10 protein-coding genes are annotated in these 19,811 nt (G+C 60.2%); 6 read left to right on the forward strand and 4 right to left on the reverse strand.

The features are described from left to right. Nucleotides 1-127: 127 nt before the first annotated feature. Nucleotides 128-1,885 (forward strand): DUF885 domain-containing protein, encoded by a 1,758-nt coding sequence (locus ROTMU0001_RS06750; RefSeq protein WP_005508864.1) that lies wholly within the window; start codon nt 128-130, stop codon nt 1,883-1,885. Between the two features lie 142 nt (nt 1,886-2,027). Here the strand turns inward: ROTMU0001_RS06750 and ROTMU0001_RS06755 are convergent, their stop codons facing one another. Next, the gene (locus ROTMU0001_RS06755) at nt 2,028-3,320 is read right to left on the reverse strand and encodes a glutathionylspermidine synthase family protein (protein ID WP_005508865.1); all 1,293 of its coding nucleotides are present in this window, start codon (nt 3,318-3,320) and stop codon (nt 2,028-2,030) included. Between the two features lie 134 nt (nt 3,321-3,454). Then, a complete protein-coding gene (locus ROTMU0001_RS06760; RefSeq protein WP_005508866.1) occupies nt 3,455-4,381 on the reverse strand; it encodes a hypothetical protein in 927 nt (308 codons plus the stop codon). Between the two features lie 481 nt (nt 4,382-4,862). Here ROTMU0001_RS06760 and ROTMU0001_RS06765 point away from each other — a divergent pair, with 481 nt between their 5' ends. The 4 genes from ROTMU0001_RS06765 to ROTMU0001_RS06780 all read left to right on the forward strand — a co-directional run bounded on the left by ROTMU0001_RS06765 (nt 4,863) and on the right by ROTMU0001_RS06780 (nt 11,155). Then, nucleotides 4,863-6,278, forward strand: coding sequence for a dicarboxylate/amino acid:cation symporter (locus ROTMU0001_RS06765; RefSeq protein ID WP_005508867.1), 1,416 nt, complete (start codon nt 4,863-4,865; stop codon nt 6,276-6,278). A gap of 408 nt (nt 6,279-6,686) precedes the next feature. Beyond that, entirely contained in the window at nt 6,687-7,400 is a 714-nt protein-coding gene (locus tag ROTMU0001_RS06770; RefSeq protein WP_005508868.1) for a Maf family protein, read from the forward strand. Between the two features lie 151 nt (nt 7,401-7,551). Beyond that, nucleotides 7,552-9,375, forward strand: a complete 1,824-nt coding sequence (locus tag ROTMU0001_RS06775) for an acetyl/propionyl/methylcrotonyl-CoA carboxylase subunit alpha (RefSeq protein ID WP_005508869.1) — start codon at nt 7,552-7,554, stop codon at nt 9,373-9,375. Between the two features lie 379 nt (nt 9,376-9,754). Further along, nucleotides 9,755-11,155 carry an MFS transporter gene (locus tag ROTMU0001_RS06780; protein ID WP_005508870.1) on the forward strand — a complete coding sequence of 467 codons (1,401 nt, stop codon included), beginning with the start codon at nt 9,755-9,757 and terminating at the stop codon, nt 11,153-11,155. A 154-nt stretch (nt 11,156-11,309) separates the two neighbouring features. On the opposite strand, the gene ROTMU0001_RS06785 is transcribed toward ROTMU0001_RS06780, so the two are convergent. Both ROTMU0001_RS06785 and mfd read right to left on the reverse strand, forming a co-directional pair. Then, the gene (locus ROTMU0001_RS06785) at nt 11,310-12,728 is read right to left on the reverse strand and encodes an NAD(P)H-quinone dehydrogenase (protein WP_044142785.1); all 1,419 of its coding nucleotides are present in this window, start codon (nt 12,726-12,728) and stop codon (nt 11,310-11,312) included. A gap of 154 nt (nt 12,729-12,882) precedes the next feature. After that, on the reverse strand, nt 12,883-16,632 hold the full coding sequence (gene mfd, locus ROTMU0001_RS06790; RefSeq protein WP_005508872.1) for a transcription-repair coupling factor: 3,750 nt from the start codon (nt 16,630-16,632) through the stop codon (nt 12,883-12,885). A gap of 557 nt (nt 16,633-17,189) precedes the next feature. On the opposite strand from mfd, the gene ROTMU0001_RS06795 reads away from it, so the two are divergent. Then, complete coding sequence (locus ROTMU0001_RS06795; protein WP_005508873.1) at nt 17,190-19,556, forward strand: fibrinogen-like YCDxxxxGGGW domain-containing protein; 2,367 nt, start codon at nt 17,190-17,192, stop codon at nt 19,554-19,556. The last annotated feature ends 255 nt before the right edge of the window (nt 19,557-19,811 follow it).

Genomic DNA, 19,811 nt, shown 5'->3' on the forward strand with positions numbered 1-19,811 from the left:
TGAGTTGTCCACAGATGAGCTGTTTTCCTCGCGTTCGGTGCCGCTCAGCCCGTAATATTGCCGGTTTAAGCGACCCATATCACCGAAAATCGTGGTTGAAGGCACACCCCTGAGTTAGGATATGAACATGAGCACTTACCAGGAACTTCCCAGCATCTACCGATTGAAGCGCTCGCTGACCGACGTCGATCAGATTGCTAACGAATATTTTGAAAAGGTCCTCGACCTGAACCCCGTCCATGCAACCGAGCTTGGTCGTAAGGGCGTAGAGACCCTGTACCCCGACTACTCGCCCGCCGGCGAGAAGGCTTTCGCGCGCCTTGCAAAGAAGACTTTGAAGAAGGTCGATAACGTCCTGCCTATTGATGACGTTGACTTGGTCACCCTGGATGCTCTGCAGGAGCGCCTGAGCCTGTACCGCAAGCAGCACAAGGCTGGCTTTGGTGGCTGGCAGATGAACAATATTGCCTCCGTCCCGCAGGAAGTGCGCTCGGTCTTTGACCTGATGAAGCGCAACACCCAGCAGGACTGGGAGCACATTATTGGTCGTATGCACCGCGTGACCGAGGCGCTGGAGGGCTACATCCAGACCCTTGAGGCAGCTCGTGAAGAGGGCAAGGTCGCCCCGCGCCGTCAGGTGGATATTGTCATTGAGCAGACCGCCGCGTACTACGCTCCCGGTGGTTTCTTTGACGAGTTGGCTACTGAGGTCGCCGAGGCTGTCCCCGCGCTGAAGGATGAGGCTGCCGCAGGTGCCGAGGCTGCAAAGGAAGGCTACCGCCGCCTCAACAGCTACCTGGTGGAGAAGCTGCAGCCGATCGCTCCCTCCCGCGACGCTGTGGGCCGTAAGGCGTACAGCCTGCACTCCCGTTCGTTCCTGGGTACCACCATTGACCTGGACGAAACCTACGCTTGGGGCGTGAAGGAGCTGGAGAGCATTATCGCTCGTCAGCGTGAGGTTGCCGAGGAGATTGAGCCGGGCGCAAGCATTGAGCGTGCGAAGCAGCTGCTCGATGAAGATCCGGCACGTCAGCTGCACGGCACCGATGAGCTGAAGGCGTGGATGCAGAAGCTCGCCGACGCCGCGGTGGAGAACCTGGCGGGTAGCCACTTTGAAATTGGCGGCCCCATGCGCCGCATTGAGTGCTGCATTGCGCCCACGAACGAGGGCGGTATTTACTACACCGGCCCCTCCCCCGATTTCTCGCGTCCGGGCCGCATGTGGTGGTCGGTTCCCGAGGGTGAGGATACGTTCACTACCTGGCGTGAAACCTCCACCGTGTACCACGAGGGCGTTCCGGGCCACCACCTGCAGATCGCTATTGCTACGGCTCTGCAGGGCACCATGAACTCCTGGCGTACAAACATGCTGTGGGTTTCCGGTCACGGTGAGGGCTGGGCACTGTACGCCGAGCGCCTCATGGAGGAACTGGGCTACCTGAAGGATCCGGGTGACCGCATGGGCATGCTGAATGCTCAGCGTATGCGCGCCGCCCGCGTGGTCTTCGATATTGGTGTTCACTGCGAGATGCCGATTCCCGCGGAGTGGGCTGAGCAGCTGGGCGTTGAGCCGGGCACCATCTGGACCTCTGAGCTGGGTTATGAGTTCTTGAAGCTGAACCTGGACGAGTCCGAGGGTCACCTGCGTTTCGAGTTCCTGCGTTACCTGGGTTGGCCGGGTCAGGCGCCGAGCTACAAGATTGGCGAGCGCCTCTGGCTGGAACTGCGTGATCAGGCTGTGCGCCGTGGCGATGACATGCGCGCGTTCCACACGCGTGCACTTCTGCTCGGTTCGGTGGGTCTGGATACTCTGCGCCGCGCCCTGACCGATGAGATGATGCTCCCTCTGGACACTGAGGATGACGACGATGAGGACGACGAGTAGCCTCTAGTCTGCTCGCTCCTCGTTGAGTGGATCTCTGGAGTCTCTGAACTGGAGCCTCTGATTAGGAGCTCTATGGACGAAGCCCCCGCTTCAGCTTTATAGCTGAGGCGGGGGCTTCGTTGTCGAGTTTTAGCTCTCGGGGCTATCCGAAGTTTGCGGCGCCGGGGTCGGTGGTGCCGAATCCCATGCCGGTGGAGTCGTTCAGGTCCACCAGGTGCGGGGCAAAACGGCACCAGTAGTCGGTGAGCGCGCCGTTTGATTCGCGGATGCCCACGCCTACGGTGCGTCCGTCGACCACCCACACACCGAGAATGGGGTGGCTGACCGGGTTAATAATGCCTTCGTAGCGCGGTGCCGGGATGTACTCCTGATAGATGAATTCGCTTTCGGGGGCGTTGGCGAAGAAGTCGTCATCTTCGGGCTTGATGAAGACGTCATAGTCGGGGGCGTAGATTTCTACGCCGTCGCCTTCGCGTCCGAAGAGGGGCTTGCGAACCCAGTTGCGCATGCCGCCGCGGTGACCCGCGTAGGTGGGTACGAGGTTCGGGTGGCCGGGGTACTTATCCCAGAGCGCGGCGAGCAGCAGCTTATTGGAGAGGAACATCTTCCACGCCGGCTCGATCCAGCGGTCCATGGAGTCGTGGTAGGCGAAGAGGAGCTTGTCGTAGCCTGCTTCGCTGTCGGTGACCAGGTCTTCCCAGGGGTAGAGCTTGAAGAGGTTGGTGATGCGCCGTCCCTGTGCGTCTTCCCAGCTCTTGGTGTCTTCGTTGAAGATGACTTCGTCGATGGGAATCATGTGGGTTTTGATGCCCGCCTGCTGTGCCGAGTAGGCGATGAGCCAGAGGTTGTTGTAGTCCTCGTTGGTCTCGTCAATCTCGGGGGGCACGTGCGCCAGGTGCAGTACGGGCTGCACGCCCGCGGTGATTTCGGGGGCGAAGATGTGGCGCCAACGGTTGGTGAAGGCTTCGCCGATTTCACCCCAGTGGGCGTAGCCGCGGGTGTCGAGGCGCTGGTCTTTCGCCCAGGTTTTCTGACTGACTGCCGCCTCCACGATGCCGGTGGGGGTGTCGGCGTTGTATTCGAGCAGCTTCATCGGGTCGCCGGGCACACCCGAGTAGGTGAAGTCGAAGCGGCCGTAGAAGTCGGCGTCGCGGCGGTTCCAGGATTCAACCGCGAGGTTGAACGCCGCCTGGGGCAGGCCGAGGGTACCAAACGCGCCGGAGGCAATGTACTCGACGGTTTCCAGGCACATGCGGTGCATTTCTTCCGCCTGGGCGCGCACAGAGTCCATTTCTTGCGGGCTGAAAATGTAGGCGGCGTATTCGTTCCAGTAGTGGTCGGTGTCGTGGGGGCCGTCCACGCTGTAGGTGAGGCCTTCCTCAATGATGACGTTCTCCCAGTCGGGTCGGCCGACGGGAAATTCTTCGCGGCGCATGAGGGGCTAGGCTCCTTCGAAGTAGTGAATGGAAAGCGGTGTTGTTACGTCACCGCGGGTGTGGTTGTTCTGGTGAGGAAAATGCGGGCGGGACCGTTCAGTCCCTGCCCGCATTCAGTGTCATGGCTGATGGCTTAGCCGCCGGAGCGGCCGCCACCGGACTTGGAACCGCCACCGAAACCGCCCTTGCTGCCGGACTTCGAGGAAGAGCCAGACTTGGACGAGGAACCAGACTTCGAGGACGAACCCGACTTGGAGCCGGACTTCGAGGTGTTCGACTTACTGTAGGAGCCGGTGCTACCGCTATTGCTGGTGCCCTGCTTACCGCTGGAGACCGAGCCGGTGGTCTTGTTACGCACCGTGGAGGTCTTACCGGAGTTATTGGTGCTGGTCACCTTGCCGGAGGAGACGGTGGAGGACTTCTTCGCGCTGCGGTAGGAGTCTTCGAAGCTACCGCCCTTGGAGGACACACCGCTGTAGACGGTGCCGTTGCTGGGGCGGGTGGTGCTACCTCCGGAGAGCTTGGTACCCACACCGGGAACCGTGGGGGTGCCGGTAGAGTTCGCGGCACTTTGGCGGCCCAGGTAGTACCAGAGGAACGCATTCGAATTATTGTGGGTGGTGGTCGATCCAGAAGAGGTAGTCGAACCAGAAGAACCGGAAGAACCCGACAAGCTCGACGAGCCCGAGGAGTCGCTGCTGGACGAGTCGGTCGGCTCCTGAACGCCTGCCTTCTCACATTCGCTATCTTCCACGCGCAGGCCGGTCTTCGCGTCCTGGCAGACGCGGGCGTACTCTTCGCCCTGCGACAGGAACGCGTTTTCTTCCTGGTGCATGGAGTTGTAGGCGAAGATGCCACCGCCAACCAGCAGCACGCCAGCGCCAGCTACGGCAATCATCTTGGCGATGCCGGGGCGGGTCGCACCCAGGTTCAGGGTCTGCTGGGCAGAGGTCTGTGCGGCGCGGGTAGCGAAATCTGCAACCGCCTCCATGCGATTGCGGGGCTTCTTCGGGCCGTTGGGGGTGGTGGTTCCGCCGGGGTATTGGGGAGCAGAACTCATGCATCTCTCCTTGAAAGGTGGTGCGTGGCGTAACGCTCAACGCGTACATGAAGCTGAGTGGGTACAGCATCATCCGGCGACTTTCGCCGGACTATCGGTGTGGTTCCAGCATATCAAGCCCTAGCTTTCGGATTATTAGCTGACGGCAAAATCTCAGCAAGCTTCGCCGCATGTTGCGCAGTTGTTTCCTTTCTGTTTGCTTTTGCGATGATTCCTAATTAACTATCAGCCGATTTAACCGCCTATGTGGGGGGCAGCTGGCGGCACCGGTGGCGGCGTTGATGGTTGGACTGCGCTGCTGGCGGCGTTGCTGGTTGGGCAGCTGGGTTGGGCTGTGTCGCTGGTTGGGCAGCTGGATGTACAGCCGAAAAGTGCCACCGGAAGGTCACGGTTCGTCACACATCCCCTACACTGCACCGGATTGAAACACTTCTTCACACAAACTCGCGCCGGAGCGCGCAAAAGTTTTAGAGTATGCCACATGTCTACACCGCATGCATCATCTCGTTCACGTCTGCCCAAGTGGGCTACTTCTTTCGGCAACCAAATCATTGCCTCCCTCATTCTGGGTATTGTTCTCGGCGCGCTCGCCCTCGCACTGGGTGGGGACGCGAAGAGCAATCCCAACTGGCTCATGGTGACCTTGGATACCATCGGCTCCTCCTACGTCACTCTGCTGAAAGCGGCCGTTGTTCCACTGATTTTCACCGCCGTGGTCGCCTCCATCTCTAACCTGTCGCAGGTGACGAACGCGGCGCGCCTGGCGGTCAACACGCTCATTTGGTTTGCGATTACCGCGTTCTTCGCGGTGCTCATCGGTATTGCGATGGGCCTAATCGTTCAGCCGGGCGTGGGCGCGCAGGTGCAAGGCAAGGCGTACACCGGCTCGACCGGTTCGTGGACTGCTTTCCTGACCGGTCTGATTCCGGTGAACTTCCTGGGTCTGGGTGTCAGCGCTAAGTCCGGTGATTCCGGCATCACCGCGTCGGCATCCTTTAACGTACTGCAGATTCTGGTCATTTCCGGTGCGGTCGGCATTGCCGCGCTGAAGGTTGGCGAGGCTGCCAAGCCGTTCATTGACGTGGTCAAGAGCGCCCTGGCGATTATTCAGAAGATTCTGTGGTGGATTATTCGCCTAGCACCGCTGGGCACCGTGGGTCTGATCGCTAAGGCTGTGTTTGCGTACGGTTGGGCGTCGATGGGTTCGCTGGTCGCGTTCGTTATCGCACTCTACATTGGCCTGCTACTGGTCTTCCTCGTGGTCTACCCGATTATTGTTCGGGCGAACGGTCTGTCGGTCCGTCAGTACTTCTCGGGCGTGTGGCCGGCGCTCCAGCTGGGCTTCGTATCCCGCTCTTCGATGGGTTCGATGCCGATGACCCAGACCGTTGCCGAACGCAACCTGGGTGTTCCCCGCGCCTACGCGTCCTTCGCGGTTCCGCTGGGTGCGACCACCAAGATGGACGGCTGCGCTTCGGTTTACCCGGCACTTGCCGCGATTTTCGTGGCTCAGTTCTACGGTATTCAGCTGGACTTCACCCAGTATCTGCTGATTGTGATGGTGTCCGTGCTCGGTTCGGCTGCGACTGCCGGTACGACCGGCGCTATCGTGATGCTGACCCTGACCCTTTCCACTCTGGGTCTGCCCCTGGACGGCGTGGGTCTGCTCCTGGCGATTGACCCAATCGTTGACATGGGTCGTACCGCTCTGAACGTTGCCGGTCAGGCTCTGGTTCCCGCGATTGTGGCTCGCCGCGAGGGCATCTTGGATGAGGAGCTCTACAACGCTCCCCGTTCGGAGGGCGGCTTCGTGGCTCAGGAATTCTACGATGAGCGCATCGCCGGCGAGGCGCAGCGACTTCACGAGGTGGAGGACGCAGGCGCGGCACGCCGCTAATCTGGCGAAGGCTCACGCACACGGCGCTAGGCGGTACTGCTTAGCGCCGTGTCGCTTCTCCGCCACCCATGCCCCCAGCATGGGTGAAATACATTTGTCAAACGTCATAAAAATGTCACTATTGATTCTTTTTTTCTTTAAGGTTTGAGAAGAGTTATGATTTTGAACGGCGTGTTCCATCTCCTACGTGGTTGAGGGGGATGGGACACGCTCTTTTTATGCCCGCCGGTTTTATGCCCCCTCGTTATACCCCTCAGCTCGGCACTCCAACCCTCCAACAGATCACGCCCCCCAGATCACACCAAGGACCCGTGTTCAACGCTGACGCACCGGCGGAGGCTTCCACCCAGTGACCCTCAATCTGCACCCGAGAGTAAAGCTCCCCAACAACGCTCTAAAATAGAACCCATGACTACCAGCGCTTCACCGACCCGACTAATTCTTGCCTCCGCCTCCCCGGCGCGCCGCAAGCTCCTGGAAGACTCCCGCATCGCGTTCACGGTGCGCGTCTCCTCCGTAGATGAGGACGCCGCGCTCGCCGCCGCTAACGAACAGGCACGCACCCAGGGTCGGAAAGGACTCGCCCCGGCTGAGACTGCTTCCCTGCTGGCGCAGCTGAAAGCGCAGGCGGTTGCCGCTGAACTTGCCGCCGAGGGTGTGCGCGATGCACTGGTTCTGGGCTGCGATTCGGTCTTCGAGTTTGAGGGTGTTGCCTACGGTAAGCCGCACACTGCCGAGGCGGCACGCGAGCGCATCAGCGCAATGAGCGGCAACCACGGCGTGCTGCACACCGGTCACGCTCTAGTGGATTTGCGCGGTCTTGAGCCAGGTGCTGAGCTGTCCGCTACTTCTGAGTTGCCCACCGTTTCTGAACTACGTAGCGCCACCGTCCACTTTGATACGCTCAGCCCCGAGGAAATCGAGGCGTACATTGCTACCGGCGAGCCGCTCTGGGTAGCCGGTTCCTTTACCCTGGACGGTTACGGTTCGGCGTTTATTCGCGGTATTGAGGGTGAGTTCCACACGGTGGTGGGCCTGTCCATCCACGCGCTACGCGATATGCTGCGCCGCCGCGAAGTAGCGGTGACCGAGTTGTGGCTGGCGCCCCAAGATGAAGATTAGATTCAGCGCAATCGTATAAATCTGTCTCAAAGCGCGCCCTGGAATACACATTATTGAACACCAATCGATAAGATAGAACAGTATGATGCGCGTTATATTCGCCAATCCTGCCGATGTATCCTTGGAGCAGGAGATTAAAGGAGAGCTTTAAGTGACTCAGCACCAGGCAGAAGCCGCCAAGAAATTTACTGCAGTCCCCGGCCGTCACACCGGCCCGGTCAGCAAGATTCTGATCGCTAACCGCGGCGAAATTGCTGTCCGCGTGATTCGTGCAGCCCGCGATGAGGGTCTGCAGACCGTCGCCGTCTACGCTGACCCCGACCGCGACTCCCAGCACGTGAAGCTCGCTGATGAAGCCTACGCTCTCGGCGGTGCCACCGCGGCACAGTCCTATCTGGTGATGGACAAGCTCATTGAAATCGCTCGCCGCTCCGGTGCTGACGCTGTGCACCCCGGCTACGGTTTCCTTTCTGAGAACGCGCAGTTCGCGCAGAAGTGCATTGACGCTGGCCTGACCTGGATTGGCCCCTCCCCCGAGTCCATTACCCAGCTGGGCGATAAGGTGGCGGCACGCCACATCGCGCAGAAGGTGGGCGCTCCCCTGGTGCCCGGCACCAAGGACCCGGTCAAGTCTGCCGATGAGGTTATTGCTTTCGCTGATGAGCACGGTCTGCCCATTGCGGTGAAGGCCGCATTTGGTGGCGGTGGCCGCGGCATTAAGGTGGCGCGCGACCGCGAGAGCATTGTTGAGATGTACGAGTCCGCCGTGCGCGAGGCAACCGCGGCGTTCGGTCGCGGTGAGTGCTTCATCGAGCGTTTCCTGGATTCGCCCCGCCACGTTGAGACCCAGTGCCTGGCGGATGCACACGGCAACGTTGTGGTGGTTTCCACCCGTGACTGCTCCCTGCAGCGTCGTAACCAGAAGCTCGTTGAGGAGGCGCCCGCACCCTACCTGAGCGATGAGCAGAACGAGCGCCTGTATGAGGCGTCCCGCGCGATTCTACGCGAGGCCGGCTACCAGGGCGCAGGCACCTGTGAGTTCCTGGTCGGCACCGACGGCACCATCTCCTTCCTTGAGGTCAACACTCGACTGCAGGTGGAGCACCCGGTCTCCGAGGAGATTTCCGGCCTGGACCTGGTTCGTGAGCAGTTCCGTATTGCCCGCGGCGAGAAGATTGAGGAGAAGGACCCGGTTCTGCGCGGTCACTCCTTCGAGTTCCGTATTAACGGCGAGGATGCGGGCCGTTCCTTCATGCCTGCCCCCGGCACCATCGAGAAGCTGACCGTGCCCACCGGCCCCGGCGTTCGCTGGGATTCAGGCTTCGTGGCTGGCGATGTCATCGGCGGTAACTTCGACTCTATGCTGGCTAAGCTCATTGTCACCGGCGCGGACCGTGAGCAGGCTCTGCAGCGTGCCCGCCGCGCCCTGGCTGAGCTGACCATTGAGGGTATGCCCACCGTCGTCCCGTTCCACCGCGTCGTGCTGGACGACCCCGCATTCGCACCGGCTGAGGGCGGCGATTTCAAGGTGCACACCCGTTGGATTGAGACCGAGTTCAACAACACCATCCCCATGTACTCCGGTGCACCCGGTAACGTGAACTCTGACGAGGACGAGCGCACCACCATGGTGGTCGAGGTCAACGGTAAGCGTTTGGAGGTGTCCCTGCCCGATTTGAGCGGTGGCACCAAGCACACCGCAAAGCCTGCAGCGTCCAAGACCCGTAAGTCCCGTTCGGCACGCGGCGCGGCAAAGGGTGGCGGCGACGAGCTGACCAGCCCCATGCAGGGCACCATTGTGAAGGTGGCGGCTTCTGACGGTGACACCGTCGCCGAGGGCGACCTGATTCTGGTGCTGGAGGCGATGAAGATGGAGCAGCCCATTACCGCACACAAGGCGGGTAAGGTTTCGGGTCTGTCGGCTAAGCCGGGCGATACCGTCACCTCCGGCGCGGTGCTGGCGACCATCAAGTAACGCTCTATCTCGCTACTGCGGTCTCGATACCACGAGCGCATATTCTACGAATCCCCCGGAAGGGTATGAGGTAATACCTCGTATCTTTCCGGGGGATTTTCTATGTCCGCTCTTGCCTGTTTAGGTGGGATTTACGCCGCTAACCCTTGTGTTCGCGTCCAGATAGTGGCTGTATTTGTTTGGGTTTTTCTGAACAGAGTTATAATGTTGCACTTTAGAGGAGCCTTTCAGAATCCGACGCCTGCCGCACCCCACCCGGTGCGGTCACGGCACCCAGTACGCGCCTACGGCACACCCGCCTCCCGCGCTGACCGACAACGGAACACCTACCTCAGGCTCCATGTGTACACACAAATTCACCATCTCGGGAGTTTTCCTCATGAGCGCTTCTGCATCCGACACGAAAGCGTCTGCTGCACCGGTGAAGAATACGACTCCTCGCAGTCGAGTTATTCTCGCCTCGCTCGTTGGTACCACCATCGAGTTCTACGATTTCTACATTTACGCCACGGCAGCAGTGGCTGTGTTCCCCGTACTGTTCTTCCCCTCGAAGGACGCAACCACCGAGCTTCTGGCTTCCTTCGCTACCTTCGGCGTCGCATTCATCGCGCGCCCCCTCGGTTCCGTGATCTTCGGCCACTTCGGCGACAAGATCGGTCGTAAGGCTACCCTCGTCGGTGCACTGCTCACCATGGGTCTGGCAACCTTCATCATCGGCCTGCTGCCCACCTATCACCAGATTGGTCTGTGGGCACCGACCATGCTGACCATTATGCGTTTCTGCCAGGGCTTGGGCCTGGGCGGCGAATGGTCCGGTGCGGCGCTGCTCGCGAGCGAATACGCTGAGGATGGCAAGCGCGCCCGCGCCGCGATGTGGCCTCAGCTGGGTGCACCCATCGGCTTCGTGCTTGCGAACGGCTTCATGCTGTTGCTGACCAGCTGGATTACCTTCAACTCCGCAACCGACGCGAAGAACCTCGAGCACCCCTTCCTCATCTGGGGTTGGCGTATTCCGTTCCTGCTGTCCATCGTGATGGTCGCCGTTGGTCTGTACGTGCGTTTCAAGCTGGAGGAGACCCCCGTCTTCGCCAAGGCTGCCGCTAACAACGAGAAGGTGAAGACCCCGCTCGTTGAGGCGTTCAAGGTCGCTTGGTGGCCCATGATTCAGGGCACCTTCATCATGGTGGCATGCTACGTGCTGTTCTACCTGATGACCGCTTGGGTCCTCTCCTACGGTATCGGCAAGGCGGATAAGGGCGGCCTGGCGATCCCCTACCGCGAGTTCCTGATCATTCAGCTGATCTCCATTATTGGCTTCGCGATCTTCATTCCGATCTCGGGTTGGCTGGCTGACAAGTACGGCCGCCGCACCCAGCAGCTGTGGACCACCATCGCGATGGCTGTCTTCGGTCTGTCCTTCGGTCTGTTCATCTCCCCCTCCGTTGTTGGTACCGGCGCGAACGCAAACGCCGCTGTGGTTACCCTCTTCATCTTTATCGGTATGTGCCTGATGGGTCTGTCCTTCGGTTCCATGTCCGCATACCTGCCGGAGCTGTACCCCACCAACGTGCGTTACACCGCCAGCGGTATCGCCTACAACGTGGCGTCCATCCTCGGTGCGGCACTGACCCCGTTCGTGGCTGTTTGGCTGAACACTTCCTACGGTGTGGCTGCAGTGGGCGGCTACCTGGCATTCGCCTCGATCCTGAGCGTTGTCTTCATCCTGCTCACTCACGAAACCCGTGACGTGGACATGAACGCCGTTAGCACCACGAAGTAAAACTTCGCAGGGGCTAAGGCGTCTCTACAGCAAAGCGGTGGGGGTCGCCTCCTGAATTCCTTAGAATCAGGAGGCGACCCCCACCGCTTTTACGCTTTTCAGGGATACTGCGCCGGGCGGGGAACGCCCAGCTCAGCACCTAACAGGTTGATGCCTACAAACCGCGAGTGTGCAGTTTACGTGCAGCCTCAGCAATAGAGCCAGAGAGCGAGGGGTAGACCGTGAAGGTATCCGCCAGGTCATCCACCGCGAGCTTCTTCTCCACCGCCAGGGCAATGGGGTAAATCAGCTCGGAAGCACGCTGACCAACCACCACGCCACCAATGACGGTGCCGGAGTGGCGGCGAGCAAAAATCTTCACGAAGCCGTCGCGCATCGCCATCATCTTCGCGCGCGGGTTCGTGCCCAGCTGTAGGGTCACCGCGTCGCCGCGGTAGGCGCCCTCGGCAAGGTCCTTCTCACTCACGCCTACGGTCGCAATCTCCGGGGAGGTGAAGATGTTCGCGGCAACCTTATCGGTGCGCAACGGGCGCACCGCATCACCGAGAATGTGCGCCATAGCGATACGGCCCTGCATCGCAGCCACGGAAGCCAGCGGGTACACACCCGTGCAGTCACCAGCGGCGTAAATGCTGTTCACGCTCGTACGGGACACACCGTCCACCTTAATATGACCGCTCGGGGTCTGCTCAACACCGACGTCTTCCAGGCCCAAATCTTCAGTGTTCGGAATCGAACCAATAGCAACCAGACAGTGAGTGCCAGAAACCTTACGACCATCCGACAGAGTCACAATAACGCCGGAGCCGTCCTCAGTACGCTCAACAGCAGCCGCACGGGAACGCGGCATCACTCGCACACCGCGACGTTCAAAGACGTCCTCCAGCACGCGAGCTGCGTCCTCATCCTCACCGGGAAGCACACGGTCACGCGAAGACACCAGGGTCACCTTAGAACCCAGACCGTTATACGCCGAAGCGAACTCGGCACCGGTCACACCCGAACCAATCACAATCAGTTCCTCGGGAACCTCGGAGAGGTTGTACAGCTGAGTCCAGGTCAGGATGCGTTCGCCGTCAGGCATACCGGTCGCCATTTCACGCGGATGCGTACCCACCGACAACAGCACAAAGTCCGCGTGCAGGGGGTAGACCAGACCCGCCTCATCAGTCACCTGCACGGTGTGGCGGTCCAGGAGCTTACCGGTACCGTGAATAATCTTCACGCCAGCAGAGGCCAGGGCACGCTTAATATCGGCAGACTGCTGCTGGGCCAGGTCACGGACTCGGCGGTTCACGCGGTCCATATCAACACGAAGCTGCGGCGCCTTACCCTTCGTGTTTTCAATGCCCAGGCTACCCGCCTCGGAGAAGCGGGTCATCATATCCGCCGTAGCAATCAGGGTTTTAGAGGGCACAACGTCAGTCAGAACGGCGGAGCCACCAATGGCGTTGCGTTCGATCAGAGTCACGTCCGCGTTGGATGCGGCAGCCACCATCGCTGCCTCGTAGCCGCCGGGGCCACCACCAATAATTACAATTCGCTGAGATGCATAGTTCACCGTTGAAGTCATGCCTTAATTGTGAGCTATGCCGCCCCTACGGGGCAAACGCACTCGCCGTGCAGATGTGCCATATTGTGGCAATCTGCACGGCGAGCATCTTCATGGTTCGACAGCATGGTTCGGCAGCCCGATATGACAGGGCGGCACCTACCCCTGTAGGTCTCTACTCCTCGAGAGCCTGCGGCTTCTCGGCATAAATCGAGTTGATGAACTTCTCAGCCCACTGCAGCATCGCGCCGTCCACCAGGTCCTTACCGCCCACCGGCATGGTCTTCGGGCGCGGAACCAGCGTCAGCCAGGTGTCCATACCCTTCGGCTGGGCGTGCGTGGAACCCGGGTACACGCGCTTCAGACGCATCTGGCGGGACTCCGGCAGCGGCGTAGCGGTCACCACGCGCACCTTCGGACCCAGAACCACCAGCTCATGAATACCGGCAGCGCGGGCGTGCATACGCACCGTCGCCACGGCAAGCAGGTTCTCGACCGCCTCCGGCAACTCGCCGTAACGGTCGACCAGCTCCTCGCGAGCCTCCGCGATCTTCTCTTCGGTATCGGCGGCAGCAATCTGACGGTACGCCTGCAGGCGCAGACGCTCAGAATCAATGTAGGTGTGCGGAATATGCGCGTTGACGGGCAGGTCAATCTTCGTCTCGACCTCGCGCTCTTCCTTCTCGCCTCGGTAGTTTGCGACCGCCTCGCCGACCAGGCGCAGGTACAGGTCAAAACCGACACCGGCAATATGGCCGGACTGTTCGCCACCGAGCAGGTTACCGGCACCACGAATCTCCAGGTCCTTCATCGCAAGCTGCAGGCCAGCGCCCAGCTCATTGTGGGTCGCCACCGCCTTCAGACGCTCGTGCGCAATTTCGCCGAGGGTCTTATCCACCGGGTACAGGAAGTAGGCGTAGGCGCGCTCGCGGCCACGGCCCACGCGGCCACGTAGCTGGTGTAGCTGGCTCAGACCGTAGTTCTGGGCGTGGTCGACAATGAGGGTGTTCGCGTTCGAAATATCCAGGCCGGTCTCAACGATGGTGGTGCACACCAGCACGTCAAAGCGGCGCTCCCAGAAGTCCACAATAATCTGCTCCAGGCGCGATTCACTCATGCGGCCGTGGGCGGTGGCGATGCGCGCCTCCGGCACGAGCTTGCCGATTTCCGCGGCAACATCGTCGATGTCAGCCACGCGGTTGTGCACGAAAAACACCTGTCCTTCACGCATGAGCTCGCGGCGGATTGCGGCAGTAATCTGGCTGTCGGTGCGCGGACCAACGAAGGTCAGCACGGGATGGCGTTCCTCCGGCGCGGTGGCAAGGGTGGAGGTCTCGCGAATACCGGTTAGCGACATTTCCAGGGTGCGCGGAATCGGGGTAGCACTCATGGCGAGCACGTCCACGTTGGTGCGCATCTGCTTGAGCTTTTCCTTATGCTCCACGCCAAAGCGCTGTTCCTCGTCAATGATGACCAGGCCCAGGTCCTTGAATACCACGCTGTCCGAGAGGATGCGGTGGGTACCAATCACAACGTCCACCGCGCCGGATGCGATTTCTTCGGTAATCTGGCGGGTTTCCTTCGCCTTCTGGAAGCGGGAGAGCACACGAATCTTCACGGGGAAGCCAGAGAAGCGCTCGCTGAACGTCTCGTAGTGCTGCTGGGCGAGCAGGGTCGTGGGCACGAGCACCGCGACCTGCTTGCCGTCCTGTACCGCCTTAAACGCGGCACGCACGGCGACCTCGGTTTTACCGAAGCCCACGTCGCCGGAGATGAGGCGGTCCATGGGGATTTCCTTCTCCATGTCTTCCTTCACCTCGTGGATGGCGGTGAGCTGGTCGGGAGTCTCGTTGTAGGGGAAGGACTCTTCCAGCTCTCGCTGCCAGGGGGTGTCTGCGGCGAAGGCGTGACCGCGCGAGGCCTGGCGTGCCGAGTAGAGTTTCACCAGGTCGGCGGCGATTTCCTTGACTGCCTTGCGAGCGCGGGACTTGGTCTTCGCCCAGTCGCTGCCGCCCATCTTGGACAGACTCGGGTTCTCGCCACCCACGTAATTGGAGATCAAATCCAGCTGGTCGGAGGGTACGAAGAGGCGGTCGGGCGCGCCACCGCGCTTGGCGGGGGCGTACTCGATGACAAGGTATTCCTTCATGGGCTGCACGCCGTTGACCGGGGATGCACCAGCAACCGGGCGGGAGGTCATCTCGACGAACCTGCCGATGCCATGGCGTTCGTGCACCACGTAGTCACCGGGATTCAGCGCGAGCGGGTCGACGGCGTTGCGGCGGCGGCGCGTCTTGAATTTCTGTCCTGCGGCGCCTCGGGGTGCGTAGGTTCCGCGGCGGCCGAGTAGTTCGGCTTCGGTGAAGACGGCGAGCTTAGCCTCCTCGATAAGGAAACCTGCGGAGGCGGGTGCCTCGCAGACCTCGACGATGCCGTGTTCGAGGTCGCCGGCGGGGTCGGCTTCGAGGCTGGTTCGGCGGGCTGCGGGTACGGCGGGTGCCCCTTCGCCGGAGTGGAAGAGGTCGATGAGTCGGTCGGTGGAGCCGCGGCCGTTGGTGAGGGCGAGGACGGTCCACTGTTGCTGGATGAGGTCGCCGACCTGGCTGAGCATGCGTTCGACGGAGCCGTTGAATGCGGTTGCGGGGGTGGCGTTGACGGTGTAGGTGTCGATTCCGTCTTCGATGGCGTCGGCGATGCTCTGGTTTTCGAGTGCGCCTGCGGCGGCGTCTTCGAGCAGGTCTGCGTCGGTGACGAGTTCGGTGATTTCCCACCAGCTGAGTTTGTCTTCGAGTGCCTGTGTGGTGGTTTGGTCGATGGTGCGGAATCCGCTGTCGCTCATGCGGAGCTGTCCGAGGTCGATGGGTGCTACTGCGTCGGCTTCTGCGGAGGTGTCCCAGGCGGCGGCGAGGAATTCTTCGTTGGTGGCGACGAGGTCTTCGGCGCGGGCACGCACACGCTCGGGTTCGACGTTGATAATCATGGACCCAGCCGGCAGTAGCTCGGTGAGGGTGTTCATGGATTCGATGAGTAGCGGGGTGAGTGATTCCATGCCTTCGACGTAGATTCCGCCGGCAATCTTTTCGAACATGGTTGCGGCTGCCGGGTAGTCGGCTTTCAGTCGTGCGGCGCGGCTCATGACCTCGGGGGTGATGAGCAGTTCGCGGCAGGGCAGCAGGGTGAGTTCGGTGAGCTCCTCTCCCCCGCTGAGGGTGCGCTGGTCGGCGACGGAGAAGTGGCGCATTTCGTCGAGTTCGTCGCCAAAGAATTCGAGGCGCACGGGGGTAGTTGCGGTGGGCGGGAAGACGTCGATGATGCCGCCGCGTACGGCGTATTCGCCGCGCTTGGCAACCAGGTCTACGCGGGAGTATGCGGCGTCGTTGAGGCCGCGCACCACATCCTTGAAGGGGTATTCTTCACCACGAACCAGGTGCACGGGTTCGAGCTTTTCGATGCCGGTGACGATGGGCTGGATAACGGCGCGTACGGGTGCGATGACAACCTGGGGGCGGCTGCTGGGCTCCCCGGTCATGGCGCGTAGTACCTGCAGGCGGCGGCCTACGGTGTCGGAGCGCGGTGAGAGGCGTTCGTGGGGCAGGGTTTCCCAGGCGGGGAAGAGCGCGATGTCTGCGGCGGGCAGGTAGGAGCGCAGGGCTGCAGCGAGGTCTTCTGCTTGGCGGTCGGTGGGGGCGATGATGAGGCTGAGCACTTCGGGGGTGGTTCCGCGTACGGCGGCGGAAATATCGGCAATGAGCGCGGCGTGGGTTCCGGCGACGGCGCCGATGAGGGTGCGGGCGCTACGTTCAGCGGGCTTCGCGGAGGCGGCGGTACGGATCGCGGCCCAGCTGCTGAGTTGGTTGAGGGTGTTCAGGAGGGGGTGCAGGGGTGCCTCGAGGGGCTGTGCGGTAGCTTTTCGGGTGGTGCTCACGGGTTCTCCTGAATCTGGGGTCTTCGCCTGCAGCGGTTGAGCTGGTGGAGGGCTGCTATGGATGGTCGGTATTGGGCGGTGCCGGTTGGGGGTGTCCGAGTGAATTTGCCTTTATTTCACGGTGCTTTATATGTGTTTTGGGTGTGTTTTATGCAGCTTTTCCATTGTAGGGCTAGTCTGCTTTTTCTGGCATTTTTCTCTGGTGTTCTTCTGCGATGGAATATATTCCTTTTTGCACTTGATTGTCGCTTTCGTGGGTGATACTTGAGTATGGTTTTCTTCCGTGTCTGTTCCTGTGCCACAACGTTCATCGCATGGGGCGTAAATCACACACTCACGGGCATCTTTGCACTTTGTGCACCATTATTTTCACAGCTTCATCCTGTACCCTAATCATTAACGCTTACAGAAAAACCAGACAGTATATCCCCTTCCGGATTCTGTTTACCTCTTCCAACCAACCTCAGGTTTTCAGTATTTACTGCGGTTTTTCTAGTGCGCTAAATTCACCGTATCTTTCGATGTTTCTTCCGGAACGTCGCATCAGAAAGACGCATATGACAACCACATACACGAACAAACCCGCTGAAAAGCGCCATGCCCGTTCATGGTCTGCTAAAAAGTGGGCCGCTTTCGCACTCGCTTTTGGTACCGCTTTCACTGCGGCACCTCTTACTCCTACTACTCCCGCCTCGGCTGCGACCGGAACCCATGACGGTTCCAGCAGCGATAAAGCAGCTGCTTCCTGTTACGAGGTCAAGCAGGTTAATCCTTCTGCCTCCTCTGGCACTTACTGGCTGTACACCCCGCAGATGAGCGGCCCGGCGCAGTTCTACTGCGATCAGGAAACTGATGGCGGCGGCTGGGTCATGATTGGTCGCGGTCGTGAGGGTTGGACCGAGTCTTACAACGGCACCGGCGACCCGAATCAACTGCACCAGAACCCCACCGGTCCTGCCGCTTTTACTCCGGTCCAGCTTCCCGCAAACACTGTCGATGCGCTGCTGAACGGCGTTAAGCCTCAGGACCTTCCCGACGGCATGCGCCTGCGCCGTGCTCACAATGCGAGGGGAACCCAGTGGCAGAACGTTTATGTTCAGCGTCCTCAGACTGAGCAGTGGACCTGGGCGATGAGCTACGGTCAGCGTTGGGGCACCGTGAAGTTCACCGGCGCCGGCATTAACCGCACCGCTCATATGGGCGGTTCCGCTTCGGAGATGGCTCCGGGCATTACCACCAGCTCTGTTCGTTTCTTCGCGAACCCGAACCAGGGCTACCAGATTGGTTTTGCGTACGGTGCACTGGTGAACTTCGGTAATGAGAATTCTGATTCGTATATTTACCACAAGCGCGGTTCCTTCGGTTACTCTATCCCCTTCACTCAGGTGTTCCTGCGCCCGAAGCTGACTCAGCGTGACTTGAACTTCTCGCAGATTGGTTCTGGCTCTGCCGCCAGCAACCGTCGTGCTCTGCCCAATAGCTACACGATGCCCGTTCGTTGGCGCACCAGTGAACAGACTGGCACCGGCAAGAAGAACGAGATGAACACTTACGTTCAGGCTATTACTCAGGTAGGCGACACCGTCTTCACCGGTGGCGACTTCAAGTATGTGGAGTCGGCTGGCGGCGAGCGCGTTGATCAGTCGTACCTGGCTGGTTACAACGTGGATTCGGGTGAGCTGGTTCGTTCCTTCCGCCCGACTTTCAACGGCCAGATTAAGGCTCTTGAGGCTCTGCCGAATAACCGCCTGGCAGTTGGCGGCGAATTTACCGAGGTGAATGGCGAGAAGGTTAACCACTTCGTCATTCTGGACGCGACCACCGGTCAGATTGACCGCACCTGGGACCTTCAGATTCAGCGTCGCAATGGCGATGCCGCACAGGTGAAGACTCTGCTGGTTCAGGACGGTTACCTGTATATTGGCGGTAACTTCACCCACGTGAAGGGCAATACTTCTAAGGCGTACGCTTACTCGCGTGGTGCCGCTCGTATTAAGCTTTCGAACGGCGAGGTGGATTGGAACTGGCGCCCGAACTTCAACGGTACGGTCAACGGCATTACTGCCGCCTCGGATAATTCCACTGTTCACGCTGCGGGTTACTTCACTGAGCTGAATAACCAGCGTGCGTTCCGTCTGGCTGCTTTGAATGGTTCTAACGCTTCGAACATTAAGTGGGAGTGGGAGCCGTCGTTGAAGCTGAACATTACTGACCGTATTGTGTACGCGTTCCAGTTCGATGTTCAGGATGCCGGCTCGACTGTGTGGACTGGCGGTGCTGACCACCTGATTGCGAACTACTCGAAGAATGGTTACGGCCGTATTTCTTCGTCGATTTCTAAGTACGGTGGCGACTGGCAGGATCTGCACTTGAGCGGTAACACCATTTACGGTGCATGCCACTGCGGTGACGTACTCTTCGAGGGCTCTACCGGTTACCACACCTACTGGAAGGAGTCGAAGGCAGTTCACCGTATGCGCCTGGTCGCAGCGTTCGATAAGGACAGCGGCGAGGTTATCGGTGAGTTCAGCCCGGTTCTGAAGGGCGCTAGCGGCTACGGTGTCTGGGAGTCCTTCGTGGATTCTCGCGGCAATCTGTGGGTTGGTGGCGACATTAACCGTTCGCTGGGTGCTAATGGTGAGCAGCGCACTGTCGGTTTCGCTCGCTTTGCTTCTCGCGATGTGACCGCCCCCTCGACTCCGTCGAACCTGTCGGTTCAGCGTGATGGTTCGACCGATAAGCTGTCCTGGTCTGGCGTTCGTGAGAGCGGTACTCGCTACCAGGTGCTACGTGATGACCGTGTGATTGCTACGGTCTCGGGTACCAGCTACGAAGTTGAGCACACCGATGGCGCTCGCTACTACGTGCGTTCCATCGATGCATCTGAGAATTTCTCAGCTTCTACAGGAGCTGCTCAGGCTTAGGTCAGGTTGTTGATCTAGTTTCTTTGAGCCGCCGCCTGATTTGGGCTCTGCTGGGTTTGCGGGGTTCGAATCAGGCGGTGGCGCACCCGGGGTGTATACCCCCTATAGTTTTGGTTTAGCCCAAGTTGCCCAGTTTGCTATCGCTTCGCCTCTGCGGCGGCTATGATGGGTTGGGATTCATTGCGTCGGATGGGTTGCTTCCATCCTTCCGATGATGGGCTGAATCTTGGTCTGTGGTGTTTTTTCACTGTTGGT

The sequence above is a fragment of the Rothia mucilaginosa ATCC 25296 genome (assembly GCF_000175615.1).
Lineage (GTDB): Bacteria > Actinomycetota > Actinomycetes > Actinomycetales > Micrococcaceae > Rothia > Rothia mucilaginosa.

Bases quoted from the DNA above. Each gene is read 5' to 3' on its own strand.
- ROTMU0001_RS06750 (WP_005508864.1), top strand. From the start codon at position 128: ATGAGCACTTACCAGGAACTTCCCAGCATCTACCGATTGAAGCGCTCG.
- ROTMU0001_RS06755 (WP_005508865.1), bottom strand. From the start codon at position 3,320: ATGCGCCGCGAAGAATTTCCCGTCGGCCGACCCGACTGGGAGAACGTC.
- ROTMU0001_RS06760 (WP_005508866.1), bottom strand. From the start codon at position 4,381: ATGAGTTCTGCTCCCCAATACCCCGGCGGAACCACCACCCCCAACGGC.
- ROTMU0001_RS06765 (WP_005508867.1), top strand. From the start codon at position 4,863: ATGTCTACACCGCATGCATCATCTCGTTCACGTCTGCCCAAGTGGGCT.
- ROTMU0001_RS06770 (WP_005508868.1), top strand. From the start codon at position 6,687: ATGACTACCAGCGCTTCACCGACCCGACTAATTCTTGCCTCCGCCTCC.
- ROTMU0001_RS06780 (WP_005508870.1), top strand. From the start codon at position 9,755: ATGAGCGCTTCTGCATCCGACACGAAAGCGTCTGCTGCACCGGTGAAG.
- ROTMU0001_RS06785 (WP_044142785.1), bottom strand. From the start codon at position 12,728: ATGACTTCAACGGTGAACTATGCATCTCAGCGAATTGTAATTATTGGT.
- ROTMU0001_RS06795 (WP_005508873.1), top strand. From the start codon at position 17,190: ATGACAACCACATACACGAACAAACCCGCTGAAAAGCGCCATGCCCGT.